The sequence below is a fragment of the Clostridium sp. OM05-5BH genome, from assembly GCF_003481505.1.
Lineage (GTDB): Bacteria > Bacillota > Clostridia > Lachnospirales > Lachnospiraceae > Otoolea > Otoolea fessa.
The window spans coordinates 335,410-353,907 of sequence record NZ_QULJ01000003.1; the positions used below are offsets into that span (position 1 = coordinate 335,410).

Sequence of the window (18,498 nt, forward strand, 5' to 3'; positions counted from 1 at the left end):
AAGAATGCCCTCCGACCGCTCGCGCCGCCGGAGGGCATTCTTTCTCACTTATAGTCGTGGTTTTTAATTTGTTGACCCACTTTTCATTCCGTATACTTTTTGTCCGTTATCGGTTATTGATTTTATTCAAGTCGAACGTCCGTGAGACTTGGCGCGTGATTCTGGTCAGCGAAGCTGACATATTCCTATCAGAATCACTGCGCATCCTCGCGGAGCGTTTATCTCAGTCGGAGAACGGACTCCCACTGAGACAAATTTGCTATTACTCACCACCTGAAGAGGTGGGAGTCTTCTCGACTGAGATAAACGCCTTCAAATCTTATAACCCCTGCTTATTTGGCAAGCATCATACGGTCATTCGCAAATTCTTCTCCGCTTACCTTTTCAAATCTCTCTAACAGGTCTTCTACCTGCAGATTCTTCTTCTCTTCCCCTGCTACATCGTAGATAATCCGACCTTCGTGCATCATAATCAGACGGTTGCCGATCTGAATCGCATCTTTCATGTTATGGGTAACCATAAGCGCGGTCAGATTTTGTTCATCTACAATCTTTTCGGTGAGATCGAGGACTTTGCGGGCTGTTTTGGGATCGAGGGCGGCGGTGTGTTCGTCTAAAAGAAGGAGCTTTGGCTTCTGGAGGGTTGCCATCAGAAGGGTGAGCGCCTGGCGCTGTCCGCCGTAGAGTAAGCCCACTTTGCTGGTCATACGGGTCTGAAGCCCCAGATCGAGCTGTGCCAATGCCTCACGGTAGAAGTCCTTTTCATTCTTTTTGATGCCCCAGCCGAGTCCTCTGGATTTGCCGCGGCGCAGTGCCATGGCAAGATTTTCCTGTATCTCCATATTGGCGGCGGTGCCGTGCATCGGATCCTGGAAGACTCTGCCGATATATTTAGCGCGTTTGTATTCTGGTTCTCTGGATATGTTTACGCCATCGATCTCGATTTTACCGGAATCGATCGGATATACGCCTGCGATCATATTTAACATGGTAGATTTTCCAGCACCGTTTCCGCCGATGATCGTCACGAAATCGCCCGGTGCCAGGTGTAAGTTGATACCGTTTAAGGCTTTTTTCTCATTAACAGTTCCTTTATTAAAAGTTTTCTTTACATTTGTTATCGTCAGCATTACTCCTCACCCCCTTCTGAATAATCTTTTCTCAGCCGGTATTTAGCGAGTGCTACCGGAATACAGAGTGCCAGTGCTACAATGACAGCAGAGAGCAGCTTCATGTCGTTTGCATCCATACCCATGCGGAGTACAACCGCACGGATCACAAAGTAAATGACCGAACCGACAACCACGGAAGTCAGTTTCCAATAGAAAGAGGTCAATCGTCCCATCAGGACTTCGCCGATGACGATCGCCGCCAGACCGATGACGATAGCACCGGTACCACTTCCAACATCACCATATTTCTGGCTCTGGCAGACAAGCGCGCCGGAGAGACCGACCAGACCGTTGCTGACCATCAGGGATAAAAGCTTCGTCATACGGGTGTCCACGCCCAGCGCGCGCACCATATCCTCGTTGTTACCGGTTGCACGCATCGCACTTCCGATCTCGGTTCCGAAGAACCAGTAAAGAAACAGAATAGCCGCCACAGCCAGCACAATTCCAACGATCATCGATGCCTGTGCCTGGGTCATCCCAAAGGAAGCAGCCAGACCGCTGATAAGTGTCTTGACTTTCAGAAGCGGCAGATTGCTCTTTCCTCCCATGATCCGGAGGTTGATCGACCAGAGGGAAATCTGAGTCAGAATTCCTGCCAGAATCGCTGGTATCTCAAATACAGTATGAAGAATACCCGTTACCGCACCAGCCACGACACCGGCTGCCGCCGCAACTAAAAGTGCCAGCACCGGATTTACTCCTTTGTTGACTACCAGGACTGCACAAACGCAGGCGCCCAACGCGAAGCTTCCGTCTACCGTCATATCCGCGATATCCATCAGGCGGAATGTAATATAAACTCCCAATACCATGATTCCCCAAAGAACGCCCTGTGCGACCGCGCCCTGCAGGGATACTAATAAACCGCTCAAACTTTTACCTCCCCGTGTTTTGTATTTTCTTCATCTGATTAACTGTAAAGACTGCCAGATCGGCATATTTATTTTATGCTTCTGATCTGACAGTCCATCTCATTTGAAGTTTAGGTCTTTCTGGTACTCTTTATTTCTCAAGTCCAGATACATCGATTCCCAGCGTCTGCGCTGTCTCTTCATTGACACTCAGCTCGCACTTGGAAGCGTCCAGATAACCGATCGGCATCTTAGAAATATCGGCGCCCTCAGTCAGGATTTTAACGGCCTGCTCACCGGTCATGTAGCCTAACTGGTAGTAATCAATACCGTAAGTAGCAAGACCGCCTGCATCTACCATGCCTTTCTCGCCGCAGATAACCGGAAGTTTATTCTCATTTGTTACCATCGTTACGGTTGCCATACCAGCTGCGATCATGTTGTCGGTTGGTGTGTATACACAGTCTACATTGCCAACCATAGATTCTACAACGGTAGGAATCTCATTGGAATTGGAAACGGTGTAATCTTCATACTCAATACCAGCTGTATCAAGTGCTTCTTTCGCCATGTCAATCTGAAGAACGGAGTTTGCCTCCGCGCTGCAATACAGAAGTCCGACCTTTTTTACATCTGGAATAATCTGCTGCATCAGATCAATCTGCTCTTTAACCGGAGTCAGATCAGAAGTACCCGATACGTTGCCGCCCGGAACCTCGTTGCTCTCTACCAGACCGGAAGCCGCCGGATCGGTAACAGCGCTGACAAGAATCGGAATCGAATCCGTCACACCTGCAACTGCCTGTGCTGCCGGGGTTGCGATTGCAAAAATCAAATCATCTTTATCGTTGACCAGTTTCTCTGCGATCGTCTGGCATGCAGACTGCTCGCCAGCTGCATTCTGCTGGTCGATCTCATATTTGATGCCTGCATCGTCCAGCGCTGCCACGAAGCCCTCATTGGTCTTATCCAGTGCCACATGCTGGGTCAGCTGTAATACGCCAATCTTATAGGTCTCGCCGTCTGCTGTCTGCTCTGCCTCTTTGCTTTCTTCTCCGTCTGCGGACTCCGCTGCTGTCGTGTCCGTACTTGCTGTCTGTCCTCCGCAAGCTGCCAGGGATGCCGCCATCGCGCCAGCCAGCATCAGGGCTGCTAATTTCTTTGTCTTTCTCATAATATCATCCTCCTGAACCTTTTCAACGTATGTAACAGATTTTCCTCTTATGCATCAAACCATGATTTATTTTTCGCTTTAAAGAGCTGAACTGTTACGCTTTAAAGCAATCATACTACAAACTCCAAAAAGAGTCAACCTAAAATTCCGCTATTTTATAGGGAATTTAGGTTGACTCTTTTTTATTTTGCTTCCGCGATCTGCAGTTTCACCGTAAACGTTGAACCTTTTCCGACTTCCGACTCTACCTTCACGCTTCCATGATAAAAATTCACGATATGCTTGACGATCGAAAGACCAAGCCCGGTGCCGCCCTGTTTGCGGCTGCGCCCTTTATCCACACGGTAAAACCGCTCAAAAATACGGCTCTGGCTCTCCGCCGGGATGCCGACGCCGGTGTCGCGGACCGTCAGTATCATATCCGCGCCCCAGTGCTTGACCTGCACCCAGATTTCGCCGCCCTCGTTGTTATACTTGACCGCGTTTGTCAACAGATTGTTAAACAGCTCCTGCATCTGGCGCAGATCGGCACGAATCGTGAAATTCTCGCACTCTTTATGGACTGTGATGCCGCGCGACGCCGCCTGCGCGGCAATCGAAGACAGGCTGTCCTCCAGCAGTTCCACCGTGCGGATTGTCACAATATCTGCTTTCGCACCGCGCGATTCCAGACGGGAGATCATCAAAATATCATCCACCAGGTTCGTCATCCGCATTGCCTCTTTTTTTATGCGTCCCAGAAAATCACGTGCCGTGTCCGGATCCTGTGCCATGCCGCTTTCCAAAAGCTCGACATAACCGCGGATCGAAGTGATCGGTGTTTTCAGCTCATGCGATGCATTGCTGAAAAACTCCTGCCGGATCTGTTTTTCTTTCTCGATGCGCTCCAGATATTTCTTCATATTCCGGGACATCCGCGTCGTCGTGTCCGCGATGACATTGATCTCCTCATACGGGCATTTTTCAAACTGAAAACGCGTGTAGTCGTCATCCATCCGCACCATTTCACTGGAAATTTCCTGCAAAGGACGCGTGATGGACTGGGAAAACCGTTCCGCCTCCATTGCCGATGCAAAAAAAGCTATTCCAAAGCTCAAAAAAGCGGCCGGAATCAACATCAGGATATATTCACCCAAACCGGTTGAACAGGCAGAAAGGCGCAGTATGTATTTGCCGTCCGATGAACAGATCGCCGCGTACGCCATCTGCATTCCTAACGTTCCGGAACGGCGCACCGAATATCCATAGCCCGTCGCCAGCGCATCCTTCACTTCCTTGCGCTCCAGATGATTTTCCATCTGATTCACCTGCGCTACTTCCGTATCAGCCACCACCGTGCCATCCATCCGGATCAGCGTATAACGGCTATTATTGTCGTTCGTAAGGTCGCTCAAATCCATCAGCTGTTCTTCCACATTTCCCGTATAATCCAACATACGGTCAACGGATTCCAATGCAAAATGCATGTCCTCCCTTGACCGTTTGAGCAATACACTGCTGGTAACCACCAGAGCGATAAATGTATTCAGAACCAGCGCCAGGAATAACAGATGAATAAATTTCGTCAAAATCGCTTTTCGCATCGTTTCATCACTTTCCCGCTTCTTTTTCCTTTAAAAACCGATAGCCCACGCCACGCACTGTCTTGATCTGGGCTCCGGCGTCATGCAGCTTCTGCCGGAGTGTCTTGATGTGCATATCCAGCGTTCTCGTCTCCCCATCATAGTCATAGCCCCAGATATGGTCGAGAAGCTCGTCGCGCGTCACCACCCGGTTGATATGTTCCATGAGATATGTTAAAAGTTCAAATTCTTTGAGCGTCAGCTCCCTCCGGTCGCCGCAGGCAATCACCTCTCGCGTCTCCCGGTTGATGCTGACTTCACCGATTGTCAGGCTGGAAACCTCCTCTTTTGCAGGTTCCACCCGCTTTAAAAGGTTTCTGACGCGCGCCGAAAGCTCCAGAATACCGAACGGTTTCGTCATGTAGTCGTCAGCACCGTTGTCAAGTCCCTGTACAATATCCATCTCACGATCCTTTGCCGTCAGCATCAGGACCGGGGCTGCGGAAAAGTCCGGCATCTCCCGGATCTTGCGGATCGCCGCCATGCCGTCCATCCCCGGCAGCATCCAGTCGAATACAAACATCGCCGGATACTCCCGCTGCGCCTCCCTGCCTCTCCGGAGCAGGGCCGAGAGGCTGTCAAGCGCTTCCTCTGCCGTCTCAAATCCGCTGGCGCAGTAACCGAAGTTTTCCAGTGCCACGCAGATCAGATTCCGGATATTTTCATCATCCTCAATCACATATATCCGATATTTCATTACTGCATCTCTTCCTTTACGTAGCCAGCTACATTCTTGGCATGATCCGCGATTCTCTCATAATTTGCCAGTGCATCCAGGAAGATAACACCGCCCTCAATCTTGCATTCTCCATTGGAAAGACGGTTCATATGGCTCTCGCGCATCTCCTCCTCCATATTGTCAACCTCTTCCTCCCAGCGGGCAGTCTGACGTACTTTCTGCATGTCATGCGCCTGACGCGCCTCCACGGACGCCTCGACCGATTTAAGCGTTGCATCTGCAATCGTCCGCAGCTCTTTCAGCGCCAGATCCGAGAAATCAATATTCACATTCTCAATCCGTTTCTTGGCAAGCTCTGCTAAGTTTTCACAGTGGTCACCGACACGTTCAAGATCACCGATTGTATAATACATATTCTTAACGAGAAGATGCTGTTCATCATTCAAGGAGAGGTTGTTGATCTTTAAGAGATACTCGGTCAGCATTTTCTCCATGCGGTCGATCGTCTCTTCATTTTCAAATACCTGTTCACAGAAATTATCATCTGCATCCACTAAGGCTGCTGTCGCTATTTTCAGGTTGGCAACCGCTACCTTGCCCATGTTGACAACCTCGTTGCACGCCGTCTCAATCGCAAAGGACGGAGTTTCGAGGATACGGTCGTCTAAGTGACGGATCATCTCGGTCTCGACACTGTTTGCCGACCACTCTTTCTCTGTCTCCTTCGGCTTCGGAACAATCACATCCGATGCCTTTACCAGGAAACCAGCAAACGGGAACATAATGCAGGTGTTGACAACGTTAAATATCGTATGGAAAATCGAAATTCCCACACTGTCCGCACGCGTCATCGCAAGCTCCGGATTCATCATAAACACGATATATAAAGCGACGCCAAATACAACTGCACCCGTCACATTGAACAGAAGGTGAATGACCGCCGCACGCTTTGCCGTACGGGTCGTACCGATACAGGATAACAGCGCGGTCGCACAGGTACCGATGTTCTGTCCCAATGTAATAAAGACTGCTGACTGCCAGTTTACCATGCCGTTGATCGCCAGCATCTGTAAAATACCGACGGACGCGGAACTACTCTGGATGATTGCGGTAACTGCCAGACCGACTAAAATACCTAAAAGTGGATTCTGTCCCAGTACCCGGAAGGACTCGGAGAAGATCGGCGCATCCCGGTACGGCTCAATCGAACCGGACATGAAAGAAAGACCGATAAACAGGAGTGCAAAACCGATCAGGACTTCGGCACCCTCTTTTTTCTTGTGGCTCTTAGCAAACATCGTGATGAATGCGCCGATACCGAAGAGAACCGGTGCAAAGAACTCTGGCTTTAACACCTCGCCCCACTCACTCATCGACACAATCCAGCTCGTCACAGTCGTACCAATGTTGGCACCCATGATGATGCCGGTCGCCTGCAAAAGATTGATAATTCCGGCATTTACGAAACCAACGACCATAACCGTCGTCGCGGAACTACTCTGAATGATCGCGGTAACACCCGCGCCCACCAGCACGCCCAGCAAGCGGTTCGAAGTCAGGATCTCAAGCACACGTTGTAAACGGTTGCCCGCAAACTTCTGCAGACCATCCGCCATCGACTCCATTCCATACAGGAACATTCCCAGTCCTCCAATGAACTGAAAGAGTGTTCCCAAAGTACTAATAGACATACATATTCTCCCATCATCTTTTGATCTTTACACATAGTATGTCTTCACTATATCAAATAAATGTAAAAATAACCAGCAGGAAATGTAAAATCTGTGTAAAATTTGATATTCGCAACACTGTACTGCCTGAATGAGAGGATGGTTACAGGACAGCCCGGTATCACTCCTATGGTGCCGGGTTGCGAAAACCATCTTCCACAAACCGCCCGCTCGCAAACATCGCCTGAACAGCAGCCCGGTAGTCAGACAGCTTCTGTGCCTTCTTAATCCTCTTCAATTCTTTTTCACATCCCGGAAAATGGCACTGGAAATAGTACCAGAGTTCCTTCATTTTAAACAAAGTATTCCGGTCGCCGGACATGATTTCTGCATAACCGGTCAGGAGGCGATCGTGGAACTGCTGGAAGGATTGGAGATGATTCGAGGATGGCAGATTCCGCACCTCTCCAAAAATCCACGGGCTCGCAACCGCACCGCGCCCAAACATCAGTGCGGCTAATTTCATTTTTTTCTGCGTTTTACCGCTATCAGATGCTTCATCTTGTCCTACAATTTCTTTCATAAGTGCAGACGCATCCGCCGCCGAAAAAAGATTTCCATTATAGCTGACCGGGCAGCGGCTCTGCTCCAGCGCATACGCAAATGACTCCATCCGTATTTTCCCCTTATAATAGTCCTCGCGCACTCTCGGGTGTACAATCAGTTCTTCCAGCGGATAATGATTATAGATTGCGAGCAGGCGTGGAAATTCAGACGCTTCTTTCATGCCGATCCGGGTTTTGATCGACAAACGCACCGGCTTTCCATCCGCAGCGTGGATTTTTTCCAACCCATTGCAGACTTCCTCCAGAAACAAGCTCAAATCTTCCGGCTCGGCTAAAAATCCCGCGCCCTTTTTCTTCGTAACCACCGTCCCCGACGGACAGCCCAGGTTCAGATTAACCGTCCTATATCCATACTCCGCCAGTTCCTCGCAAACCCACAGAAAATCTTCCGCCGAATGCGTCAGAATCTGCGGGATCAGGCATAATCCCTGATTATGCTCTGGAAGAATATCGTTCCTCTCCCTGGATGTCAGCTTATGACTGGAACCTGGTGCAATGAACGGACTGTAATACCGGTCAACGCCCCCATAAATGACTGCATGCGCCTGCCGGAATATGTATCCCGTGATTCCCTCCATTGGTGCAAAATCTAATTTTACACTCCTTGCATCGTTCGCGCTTATACGATTCGCGCCCACTTTTAATGCCTCTGGCTGAATCATTTTCTTCACGCTTCATTTCCTCCCAGTGATATGATATAGATCGGATTCTGCCCTTTCATCAAATGACTGGAACCAATCTTCTCCGCTTTTGCAATCTGCATGGACAGAATCTCCGCCTCTATCCCGCGCTCTTTCAGGTAACTCATAAGCACTGTCAGAGACTCCAGCGCAATCAGGTTGATCACAATCCGGATATCTGGGTTCAAGCGGAACAATTCATCCAGAATCTCGCGCATCTGTCCGGTTGTTCCCCCGATAAATGCCCGATCCGGTCGGTGAACACTTACCTGTGCAAATGTCTCCGGCGCCTTTCCCGGCACGATCGTGACCGCCTCTGTTCTGGCTTTCTCACAATTTGCCCGGATCAGTTCAACCGCCTCTTCCTTATATTCAAACGCACACACATGAATCCCCGGACAGCTTACCGCCGCTTCCACACTGACAGAACCCGTTCCCGCGCCAATGTCCCAGAACTCACAGTCCTCATACAATTCCAGCTTGGACAATGACACGGTCCGCACCTCACTCTTCGTCATCGGGACCTTGCCCCGGATAAACCATTCATCTCGCATTTGGTACTCCCCATTTTCTAAATTCTCATATAAATTCACTCAATTGGTATATTTTTGCTGACTCCCTTTGGCACATTCATCCAGCCATTTTCGCAAAAAATCTGGACAGGATGCATAATAGAGATGCGGAAATCCGCCAATCTGTCCTCCCTTTTCATGGATGCAGCGCCAGCTTCGGTTTCCGGTCGGTTTGACTGCCTCCCAGTCGGTGCCCGGATCTTCGCTCTCCCAGTAATGGAACTCATGCCCGTGAATTTCCTGACCGGATGAGGTCAGCAGACGCACATAGCCAAACCGGCGCAGGCGGTTCGTCCGGTAAGCGTCAAATGGATAAACGCCAGCCATTTCCCAGTGTTTTCCATCGCTTCCTTCAAGAGTACGGTGTAAATATAAAAATCCACCGCATTCCGCCAGAAACGGCATTCCCGCCGCAATCGACCGCCGGATACTCTCACGCATCGCCGCGTTCTTTGCCAGCTCCCGTGCATAATTCTCCGGATAACCGCCGCCAAATAAAAGCCCATCCACTCTGTCCGGGATTTTTTTATCCCTCAGTGGACTGAAATAAACCAGCTCCGCACCCATCTGTTCCAGAAGGCGGAAATTTTCCTGATAGTAGAAGCAGAATGCCTCGTCACGAGCAACACCGATGCGGACGCGCGAGGTGACTTTTTGCTCTTGACATGCTGGGAATTTCGCTATACTTTCCGCCTCCATTGATTCGTTTTCTGCTTTTTCTTTCTCTTTGTTTTCTATCCTCAATGGCAGCATCCCCGCTACTTCCAGCACCCGATCCACCGCAATCGACTTCTCCATCTGATCTGCCAATCGCCCGATCCGCTCGCGCAGCCGATCGATCTCGCCCGGCAGAAAAAGTCCCAGATGGCGGCTTTCCATGCGGTATTCCTCGGATTCCGGCAGATAACCAAGCACCGGAAGCCCCGACGCCTCTTCCACGGCTGCTGCCAGCCGCTCATAATACATCGAAGAAACCCGGTTCAAAATCACTCCGGCAATATGGCTTTTTTTCCGGAAATGCAAAAATCCAGATGCCATTGCTGCCGCCGACAACGATGCGCCCTTACAGTCCAGCACCAGAATCGCCGGCGTGTCTGTGATCTCTGCAATCTCCCAGCTGCTGGCGGACGTTTCTGTTCCGCCCAAGCCGTCATAATAGCCCATGACACCCTCTAAAACTGCAATTCCCGCCTGTTCTTCCCGCACTGCATCCACCAAAACCTTCCGCACGCCTTCCGCCGGCAGAAAAAAGCTATCGAGATTTCGCCCGGGAATGCCGAGCACATAGCGGTGAAACATTGGATCGATATAGTCCGGTCCACATTTGCACGCGATCGGATTCAGACCGCGGCGGCGAAGGATTTCAAGCAGTCCGCAGGTCAAAAGAGTTTTTCCACTGCCGCTTTTGGGGGCGGCAAGCATGATGCGTGGACATGCTCTGACAGAAGCCTCATGTGGCAAAAGTTTATCTGCATCATTTTTATATGATTCTGTTACTCGAACATCGGATGGCATTTTTTCTGACACCATTTTCTGTTCATATATCAACTTCTCTACATTTTTTGTTTCTGTATTGTTACCATCTGTAATCTTTTCCTCTTCGTTCTGCCCACGCTTTATTTCATCCGTGACTTCCAGCAGCATCAAGCTCAAATCCGCAAATTCCAATTTTTTCATTTCTTCCGCGGTTCCGCTCCGGATCTGCTCTTCCGGGTACGATAAGTTTTCACCAACCGTCACCTGTACATTTCCATATCCCGCCTGTGTCAGACGTTCACAAAACTGTCCAGCTCCATTTTTGCCGCCCATGAGGATAAACGCACGCTTAGCCGGTTCTTCTGGATCACACAGACGTTTCATCACCCGATCGACAGACAATTCTCTTCCATGTGCGGAATAAATCGCCGCATCTTCCCAGTGCGTCCCCAGGCGTGCCGCCAGATAACTGACACAGGATGTACCCGGATAGACGGTAAATGGATAACCAGCTTCCCGCAGCCGCTCTGCCATCCTGGATGCCCCGCTGAAAAAGCCGGTATCACCCGAATACAGGATGACCGCCTGCTTCCATTCCGGGTGCTTCGATACAATCTGTATCACATCGTCAGGAAGATATGCTTTATAGCACTTCGTTTCTTTTTCCACCGCAGCCGCTGATTCCTGTCTGTTTTCAGCTTTTCCTTCCTTGCTAATCAGCAAATCATTCTGCAGCGCTCTCTCCGCGGATTCCAGCATACGCCCCGCGCCAATCAAGGCGTCACTCTCTCGAATTGCCCGAAGGACTTCCCCTGTCATCTGGGACGGCTGTCCCATGCCAATTCCCGCCAGAATCAAATGTGTTTTTAACTCTCCAACATTCCCCTCATCCGCCTTCTTCAGCACCTCCATTGCCTCTTCCAGCGAAATACCATCCTCCTCCGGTCTGCGGATCACAACCACTCTGGTTCCATTTTCACGCGCCGCTTCCACCTTTTCCTGAAATCCGCCCGCACGCCCGGAATCTTTCGTCAATAGCCACTCCGCTTTTGTCTGTCGGAGAAATAGCGTATTCATTTCGGTGGAAAAAGGTCCCTGCATCGCAATCAGATGGCTGCCAGTTATCCCCAATTTTTCACATTTCTTCAAAACATTCGAAGTTGGAAGCACTCTCGCATACACCCGTTTTTGATAATCTGGTATCTGGCACAGGGCTTCCAGTTCTTTACTGCCGGTTGTGGCAAAAATCACGCCGGAAACAGAAGAAAGAAATGACACTGCCTCCTGAATGGAATCAACCTCGACCCAATCACGTGCTTTGTTTTGTTCGCCCTCTGCGCGCAGGCACCGTTCCAGGCGGACACCGGTCCGTCCGCACGCTTCCTGGATTTCTTCTGAAACAAGTCTGGCATGCGGATGTGTTGCATCGATCACAAGATGAATCCCCTGGTTTCGGATAAATTCTTCCATCTGGTAACGATCCATCCGTCCACGTAAGACTTTTATCACTGAGGATGCCTGAACCGTTTTCAAGTTTTTCTTTGCAAGGCAAGTATTGTGGTTCAAATCTGGATTCCCTGCATTCCCAGATTCCATCAGCTCCTCCTGCAAAAGCTCCTCTCCATACTCCGAAGCCACGCTGACCCACGCCTCAATCTTTTCCCGGCTACAATATTCCGCCAGCAGGCGCCCTTCTGTCGTTCCTCCAAATATCCATATTTTACACATCGCGGTATCCCCTCGGTGTCACCAGACATCCATTTAACATCTGCGTTTCCTTATTTCCAATAAATACGGTCGTAAACATATCCACCGGCGTCTTTTCCAGTTCTGCCAGTGTCAAAAGGTGCACCGCCTCGCCCTCGCGGCCAATATTCTGTACATATCCGCAGGCAGTCTCACCACTTTTATACTCTAAAAGAATCCGGCAGGCACGCTCCAGATAATCGTGGCGTTTCCGGCTGGATGGATTGTAGAGGCAGATAATAAAATCCGCTTCCGCCGCTGCACGCAGCCTTTTTTCGATCACTTCCATCGGCGTCAGAAGGTCACTCAGGCTGATCACCGCAAAATCATGTCCCAACGGTGCACCGAGAATGGCTCCGCCTCCCAGCGCTGCCGTCACTCCTGGAATTACTTCCACGTTCACATCCGGGTACGCCTCTGCCATCTGCAGCACCAGCCCCGCCATGCCATAGACGCCGCTGTCCCCACTGCAGATCATTGCTGTTTTCCGACCATCCTGCGCCGCTTTTAATGCCATCTCACAGCGTTCCTTTTCCTGGCGCATCGGCGTTGTCAGAAATTCCGCCTGTGGATAAAATTCTTTTACCAGGTCCACGTATACCGTATAACCGATGATCACCTGGCTTTCCCGCAAAATGCGGTCTGCCCGGACCGTCATCTGTTCTCTCGCCCCCGGTCCAATTCCGATCACGTATAATTTTTTTTCTTCCACTGCTGCCTCCTTACTTGCTCCGATGCCGGAACCGCTACTGCTGCCGTCACACCGTTAAACGCCATTTTCTGTACTCTCAGATCAATCGCAGGCAGATTTTTCTCATCCATCTCCCGTTCCCGGTAAATCCGGCGCACCCCCATGACGGCTGCACGCTCACAAACATTTCCTACCCCTACTGTCTTCCGCACAAACGGCGATTCTGCAAACTTCGTACCGGCACTTTCCAGCTCTTCCGGGGTAAAACTCCACAGTTCCACATCCCACTCCTTCGCAAGCGCCAGAAATGCCATCTCATTTTTCTTCCGATCTACCGTTGCAATCGCCCGCACCGCACTTTTATCAATCATCGCCCGAGAAAGTGCCACTCTTGCCATCTCCCGGACAGCATTCAGGGACGAATCCCGGCGGCATCCCATTCCAAGAACAACCGTTCGCGGATACAGGCGCAGAAGTTCCGGCGTACCTGATTCATTTTCCGACTCATAACTTTGCTCTTTCTTCTGCTCACTTTTCTGCCCAGGCGATCCTATATCGGATTTTCCGACAGACATATCTATCTCAGCCACCTTCGCCGAATCGCCGGTTTCCACTGCCACTACCGCCGCTGCTTTGACTGCATCCCGCTGTTCCTTCTTCTCCTGCAGCCCAATCACCATATCCCGGCGCACCAGAGACGCTGGGGCATTTTTCGGGCATCCGCCCTGTTTCAGCGTCACATAGATGTTTTCCTTCTGCCATACGCCCGGAGTAATCTCTGCCGGAACGATTCCATCTACTGGATAATCACTGAAAAAGCCAATTTTTTCACCGCGCAGCTCCGCCGCGGAGATTTGTTTCGCCAGTTCCCGATCACTAATCACCAGCTCATTTTCCGCTGCAAATACATCAACTGCAAATGCCTGCCGCAGATCCGTTGCCGTCGTAATTACCGGTTCTGCCCCCAGAATCTGCGCCGCTGCCTCTGCCAGTTCATTGCATCCGCCCACATGTCCAGACAAAATCGGGATCGCATAACGTCCCTGCTCATCGATCACCAGCACCGCCGGATCTTTCAGCTTATCCTGCACCCACGGCGCAATCAAACGGACTGCAATCCCCGCCGCCCCGACAAACAAAATTGCTTCCTTCTCCTGAAATGCTTCCTTGACCACCTGTTTCAGCGGTTTCGAATGTTCGGATCCTGTATAATCTAAAAAGTCAAACGCCTCTTCCATCTGCTGGCTTAATTTCTCCAGCAGGCGCGTCGCCGTCTCTTTTCCCTGTGCAGTAAAGCAAATGCAGATACCGTTCCTGACCCGAAGTTTCAACTGCTCCATTTATAACAATCCCTTTCTATTACTCATATACAAAACCATCCGTCCCCTGACGGAATTCAGTTGTGAATTCTGGCGCATATAAACGTGAACGCTCGTATCCCGCCTGGGCAGTCACATCCCCGACGATAATCAGAGCTGTTTTTTTGATATTTTCCCGCTCTGCCGCCTCTGCAAGCGTGGCAACCGTGCAGACAACCCGCTTTTCATCCGGCCAGGTCGCTTTGTACACGATCGCCGCCGGCGTGTCCGCCTCATATCCGCCCTTTATCAGCTCTTCCGAAAGCTTCTTCAGCATTCCCGTGCTTAAAAATATAACCATAGTCGCATGATGCGCTGCAAACGACGCGATGCTCTCCCTCTCCGGCACCGGCGTCCGCCCCGCCATCCGGGTGATAATCACGCTCTGCGAAACGCCCGGCAAGGTATATTCCAAATTCAATGCAGATGCCGCGCCGCAGAAAGAGCTGACGCCCGGGCATACCTTATAAGAGATATTTAACTTGTCCAGCTCGTCCATCTGTTCCCGGATCGCACCATACACGCAGGGGTCGCCCGTGTGAAGCCGCACCGTCATCTTACCCGTCGATTCCGCTTCTTGGATCTTTTCGACCACTTCTTCCAGCGTCATTTTCGCACTGTCATAGACAACGGCTGATTCTTTTTTATAATCCAAAAGCTCTGGATTGACCAGAGAACCTGCGTAAATAATCTGGTCTGCCTGATTCAAAAGGCGTGCTCCCCGCACTGTGATTAAATCTGGCGCTCCCGAACCTGCTCCGACGAAATATACCATATATGTGATTTCTCCTTTTTTATTTAATATTCGAATCTCAACTTTTCGTAATTTATGATTCTTCTATCTATCATTACTTCCATGCCTCTCTCCATCTCCAGCAACTCCCGCACATACGCATCCGCCCCAGCTGTCCGCGCCATCAGTCCATAATTGCTTGAAAATAGCATTACCTCCGTCTGAACGCCGCTCTCTTCTTCCAATACCGCTTTGACCTGATTCGCCACCTGCTCCATGACCTGTTTCAGATATCCATGTTCATATAGGAAATCTGCCGCTTCCTCAGTCGTATTCATCGGCAGCAGGGCATCTGCCTCCGGAAATCCAACGGTTCGCGCGCATGCAGACAAAATCTCCATCCGTCTGTCACCATACCGGGAATGTGTATTCATCACACCACCTGCCACTTTGACCAGTTTTCCAACATGCCCTGCCAAAAGCGCCTGGTGAATTCCTTCCTGTGAAAGCATTTTAAAGCTGGTCCCGATAAAATTACTGCACTTGATGAAATTTTCCATCGAAAGCCCGGTTTCTTCTTTTAAAAATCGTTCTCCATAATTGCCTGGCGCCACTGCCAGCAGCGAAACATCCTCCTGGGCGTGCACCCGGATATCCAGCCGGATCGTCTCAACCAATGCCGCCTCACTCATCGGGTTCACAATCCCAGTTGTTCCAAGCACCGAGATACCACCGATGATCCCCAGATGCGGGTTAAACGTTTTCTCCGCCAGCTCCCGCCCGGAAGGGATAGAAATCTCAATCCGCAAAGGTAACTCCGGCATGCCCGCCTCCCGGCGTGCCAGAGCCGCCTCCCGGAAAATAGCCGTCCGCGGTACCGGGTTGATCGCGTAATGCCCCACTGGACACGAAAGACCGTCCCGCGTCACCATGCCGATGCCCTCGCCGCCGGTTACCTCAATTCCCGGATACGCCGGGTCTGTGTAACCGCTTTCAGTTATGCTATCATGACAAGCCAGAACGGCCCGTGCACAAACCAATGTCCCATTCGTCACATCCGGATCGTCACCGGAGTCCTTCTGTACACCGCATACTGCGCTATCTTCCTCCCGCTCTGCCCGGACAATCGGCAGAATCGCCCGGACGCCGGAAGGTGTCACTGTCTCTGCCGCCGCAGGTGCTTCCCCTGTGCAGAGAAACAACACCGCCGCCCGCGTACACGCCGCCGCGCAGGTTCCGGTCGTAAATCCGGTTCGAAGTTCCTTTTTTTCATCTGTCTGTTTCTTTTCCGTCTCCATCTGCCTCCCTGTATGCCATTTTCTGCCTGAAGATTCTTCTGTCCATTATAGGAGATTTACACCCGACTTTCAACTTATTACTATTTATCTTTATTTAAAATTCCAGTAACAATCCCTCATTTTCCCCTTGCACTTTCCTCAACTGTGCGGTACAATACGGAATATAAATAAGTAGATTTAATTACATATTCAAGAAATAGTTATTATAAACGTGCAAGGACAGCTAACATGTAAATATAAAAAACCGGAAAGATCTTCTCTTTCCGGCATTTTAAGTCTCACACACTTTAAAACAATACAGTTTTAAACAACAACGTGAAACATTATTTGGTACGGACAACCAGATGGGCATTGACATACTCCCAGGAGTATGTGCCCGCTTTGCCGCCATCCTCAATGAAAAATGGAGTTACCATCTTGTAGCCTTCATCCATCATCATGGTTGCAGCTTCCAGACATGATTCCTCTTCGTTTTCAAAATCAACATTAATGCATGGATTCTCTTCCATGGAAGGATTGTCCTCATTCGGATCTAAATGTGCAATTGCGTACTGCATATGAATTCTCCTTTTCCTTATGATACTGAGAGTCTGAAAACTCCCTGCCACTCATTATAACTATCTTTCAATCAATCGTCAAGCACCTGCGGGCGCACCTTTACTATATAAAATTTTGGGGTGAAAACATGAATACAATTATCAATTTAATCGAAAAAACCTACTATTTCCTCTGGGGTGACTGGATTCATCTGCCGCTTCCTGGCGGAACAACCATCAACCTGCCGCTTCTGGTTCTTCTGCTCGTCCCGACCGGTATCTTCTGTACTATCCGGACGCGGTTCCTGCAGATCCGAATGCTTCCGGATATGCTGCGCGCGCTGCTGGAAAAGGCCGAAACCGGACACAAAGGTGGCTCTCTCTCCGCACTCCAGGCACTGATCGTGTCAACTGCGACCCGCGTCGGTATGGGAAATCTTGTCGGTATCGTTGCCGCTCTCTCCGCCGGAGGCGCCGGTGCGTTGTTCTGGATGTGGGTAACCGCGCTGCTCGGTTCGGCAACCGCTTTCATCGAGGCGACCTTAGCCCAGCTTCACAAACAGCCGGATCCGCTCTACGGCGGTTACCGCGGCGGTCCTGCTTACTACATTCACGACTGGATCAACAGCAAACGCCAGAAACAGGGCACGCCGGTTTCGAAGAAAAATCTTCTCTCCGTACTGTTTGCGCTCTCCGGTCTGATCTGCTGGTGCGGTATCAGCCAGGTCATCAGTAATTCCGTGACCTCTTCTTTTAAGAATGCATTCGGCATCCCGCCGATCTACTCATGCTTATTTTTAGTTCTCCTTGCGGCAGTCATCGTTCTTCGGAAAAATGCCTCCGTCAGGGTTCTGGATCTGCTGGTTCCGATCATGGCAGGCATTTACATTATCCTGACCCTGTTTTTAATTATCGTGAACTTCCGCCAGCTTCCAGGCGTTTTTGCCCGCGTTTTTGAGGAAGCACTCGGTCTGCGCCAGGCAATCGCAGGCGGCTTCGGCGCCGTATTGATGAACGGTGTCAAACGGGGACTTTTCTCCAATGAAGCAGGAAGCGGTTCCGCCCCGTGTGCGGCAGCGACGGCAGAAACCTCCCATCCTGCCAAAGTCGGACTGATGCAGGCGATGGGCGTTTTCATCGACACGCTTCTCTGCACCTGTACAGCCATGATCATGCTGCTGGTCCCGGCTGATAAAATCTCCGGTCTGGAGGGCATGGATCTGCTGCAGGCGGCAATGAGCTGGCATTTCGGGGAATTAGGCGTCATTTTCATAGCCGTAATCCTGTGGCTGTTCAGTTTCACTACCTTCATCGGCATCCTCTTCTACGCCCGCTCCAATGTGAGCTACCTCTTCGGAGACACCTGGGCCGCCCAGACGGCGTACAAGATTCTCGCCCTGATCATGATGTTTGTCGGCGGACTGACCGCCTACACCTTTGTCTGGGATCTCGGTGATGTCGGTGTCGGTCTGATGACCGTCTTCAACCTGATCGCGCTGATTCCGATGTCGAAAGAAGCGCTTGTAAGCCTGCGGGATTATGAGGCAAAATATAAGAAATCATAGCCACTTTATTTCGAAACAAAAAGGGCGTGTGAAAAAACGAGAGTTT

15 protein-coding genes are annotated in these 18,498 nt (G+C 50.5%); 1 reads left to right on the top strand and 14 read right to left on the bottom strand.

Annotated features, from left to right (window positions below):
• Positions 1–332: 332 nt before the first annotated feature.
• The 14 genes from DXB70_RS06260 to DXB70_RS06325 all read right to left on the bottom strand — a co-directional run bounded on the left by DXB70_RS06260 (position 333) and on the right by DXB70_RS06325 (position 16,908).
• Positions 333–1,130 carry an ABC transporter ATP-binding protein gene (locus tag DXB70_RS06260; protein ID WP_118672892.1) on the bottom strand — a complete coding sequence of 266 codons (798 nt, stop codon included), beginning with the start codon at positions 1,128–1,130 and terminating at the stop codon, positions 333–335.
• Complete coding sequence (locus tag DXB70_RS06265; protein WP_022358702.1) at positions 1,130–2,047, bottom strand: ABC transporter permease; 918 nt, start codon at positions 2,045–2,047, stop codon at positions 1,130–1,132. The genes DXB70_RS06260 and DXB70_RS06265 overlap by 1 nt, the downstream gene beginning before the upstream one ends.
• A 130-nt stretch (positions 2,048–2,177) precedes the next feature.
• Positions 2,178–3,200 (bottom strand): ABC transporter substrate-binding protein, encoded by a 1,023-nt coding sequence (locus tag DXB70_RS06270; RefSeq protein ID WP_106999973.1) that lies wholly within the window; start codon positions 3,198–3,200, stop codon positions 2,178–2,180.
• A 182-nt stretch (positions 3,201–3,382) separates the two neighbouring features.
• Positions 3,383–4,783 (bottom strand): ATP-binding protein, encoded by a 1,401-nt coding sequence (locus DXB70_RS06275; RefSeq protein ID WP_118672893.1) that lies wholly within the window; start codon positions 4,781–4,783, stop codon positions 3,383–3,385.
• 7 nt (positions 4,784–4,790) lie between these two features.
• Entirely contained in the window at positions 4,791–5,519 is a 729-nt protein-coding gene (locus DXB70_RS06280) for a response regulator transcription factor (RefSeq protein ID WP_118672894.1), read from the bottom strand.
• Entirely contained in the window at positions 5,519–7,192 is a 1,674-nt protein-coding gene (locus DXB70_RS06285; RefSeq protein ID WP_022358706.1) for a Na/Pi cotransporter family protein, read from the bottom strand. The genes DXB70_RS06280 and DXB70_RS06285 overlap by 1 nt, the downstream gene beginning before the upstream one ends.
• Positions 7,193–7,358: 166 nt before the next feature.
• Entirely contained in the window at positions 7,359–8,459 is a 1,101-nt protein-coding gene (locus DXB70_RS06290; protein ID WP_118672907.1) for a tRNA-dihydrouridine synthase family protein, read from the bottom strand.
• Between the two features lie 5 nt (positions 8,460–8,464).
• Positions 8,465–9,031 (bottom strand): precorrin-6Y C5,15-methyltransferase (decarboxylating) subunit CbiT, encoded by a 567-nt coding sequence (cbiT, locus tag DXB70_RS06295; RefSeq protein ID WP_117795550.1) that lies wholly within the window; start codon positions 9,029–9,031, stop codon positions 8,465–8,467.
• 39 nt (positions 9,032–9,070) lie between these two features.
• Entirely contained in the window at positions 9,071–12,253 is a 3,183-nt protein-coding gene (locus DXB70_RS06300; RefSeq protein WP_106999978.1) for a cobyrinate a,c-diamide synthase, read from the bottom strand.
• Positions 12,246–12,929 (bottom strand): precorrin-3B C(17)-methyltransferase, encoded by a 684-nt coding sequence (cobJ, locus tag DXB70_RS06305; RefSeq protein WP_117795792.1) that lies wholly within the window; start codon positions 12,927–12,929, stop codon positions 12,246–12,248. The genes DXB70_RS06300 and cobJ overlap by 8 nt, the downstream gene beginning before the upstream one ends.
• A gap of 29 nt (positions 12,930–12,958) precedes the next feature.
• Positions 12,959–14,302: a cobalamin biosynthesis protein gene (locus DXB70_RS06310; RefSeq protein ID WP_117795553.1), complete on the bottom strand. Its 1,344-nt coding sequence runs from the start codon at positions 14,300–14,302 to the stop codon at positions 12,959–12,961.
• A 19-nt stretch (positions 14,303–14,321) separates the two neighbouring features.
• Positions 14,322–15,095, bottom strand: a complete 774-nt coding sequence (gene cobM, locus DXB70_RS06315; protein WP_022358712.1) for a precorrin-4 C(11)-methyltransferase — start codon at positions 15,093–15,095, stop codon at positions 14,322–14,324.
• 23 nt (positions 15,096–15,118) lie between these two features.
• A complete protein-coding gene (gene cbiD, locus DXB70_RS06320; RefSeq protein ID WP_106999980.1) occupies positions 15,119–16,351 on the bottom strand; it encodes a cobalt-precorrin-5B (C(1))-methyltransferase CbiD in 1,233 nt (410 codons plus the stop codon).
• A gap of 323 nt (positions 16,352–16,674) precedes the next feature.
• Positions 16,675–16,908, bottom strand: coding sequence for a hypothetical protein (locus DXB70_RS06325; protein ID WP_022358715.1), 234 nt, complete (start codon positions 16,906–16,908; stop codon positions 16,675–16,677).
• Positions 16,909–17,036: 128 nt separating this feature from the next.
• Here DXB70_RS06325 and DXB70_RS06330 point away from each other — a divergent pair, with 128 nt between their 5' ends.
• Positions 17,037–18,452, top strand: coding sequence for an alanine/glycine:cation symporter family protein (locus DXB70_RS06330; protein WP_118472688.1), 1,416 nt, complete (start codon positions 17,037–17,039; stop codon positions 18,450–18,452).
• The last annotated feature ends 46 nt before the right edge of the window (positions 18,453–18,498 follow it).

Coding starts and splice junctions, on each gene's coding strand:
- cobJ (WP_117795792.1), bottom strand. CDS start 12,929: ATGACGGTCCGGGCAGACCGCATTTTGCGGGAAAGCCAGGTGATCATC.
- cobM (WP_022358712.1), bottom strand. CDS start 15,095: ATGGTATATTTCGTCGGAGCAGGTTCGGGAGCGCCAGATTTAATCACA.
- DXB70_RS06300 (WP_106999978.1), bottom strand. CDS start 12,253: ATGTGTAAAATATGGATATTTGGAGGAACGACAGAAGGGCGCCTGCTG.
- DXB70_RS06285 (WP_022358706.1), bottom strand. CDS start 7,192: ATGTCTATTAGTACTTTGGGAACACTCTTTCAGTTCATTGGAGGACTG.
- DXB70_RS06260 (WP_118672892.1), bottom strand. CDS start 1,130: ATGCTGACGATAACAAATGTAAAGAAAACTTTTAATAAAGGAACTGTT.
- DXB70_RS06280 (WP_118672894.1), bottom strand. CDS start 5,519: ATGAAATATCGGATATATGTGATTGAGGATGATGAAAATATCCGGAAT.
- DXB70_RS06325 (WP_022358715.1), bottom strand. CDS start 16,908: ATGCAGTACGCAATTGCACATTTAGATCCGAATGAGGACAATCCTTCC.
- DXB70_RS06290 (WP_118672907.1), bottom strand. CDS start 8,459: ATGATTCAGCCAGAGGCATTAAAAGTGGGCGCGAATCGTATAAGCGCG.
- DXB70_RS06330 (WP_118472688.1), top strand. CDS start 17,037: ATGAATACAATTATCAATTTAATCGAAAAAACCTACTATTTCCTCTGG.
- cbiT (WP_117795550.1), bottom strand. CDS start 9,031: ATGCGAGATGAATGGTTTATCCGGGGCAAGGTCCCGATGACGAAGAGT.
- DXB70_RS06310 (WP_117795553.1), bottom strand. CDS start 14,302: ATGGAGCAGTTGAAACTTCGGGTCAGGAACGGTATCTGCATTTGCTTT.
- cbiD (WP_106999980.1), bottom strand. CDS start 16,351: ATGGAGACGGAAAAGAAACAGACAGATGAAAAAAAGGAACTTCGAACC.
- DXB70_RS06275 (WP_118672893.1), bottom strand. CDS start 4,783: ATGCGAAAAGCGATTTTGACGAAATTTATTCATCTGTTATTCCTGGCG.
- DXB70_RS06270 (WP_106999973.1), bottom strand. CDS start 3,200: ATGAGAAAGACAAAGAAATTAGCAGCCCTGATGCTGGCTGGCGCGATG.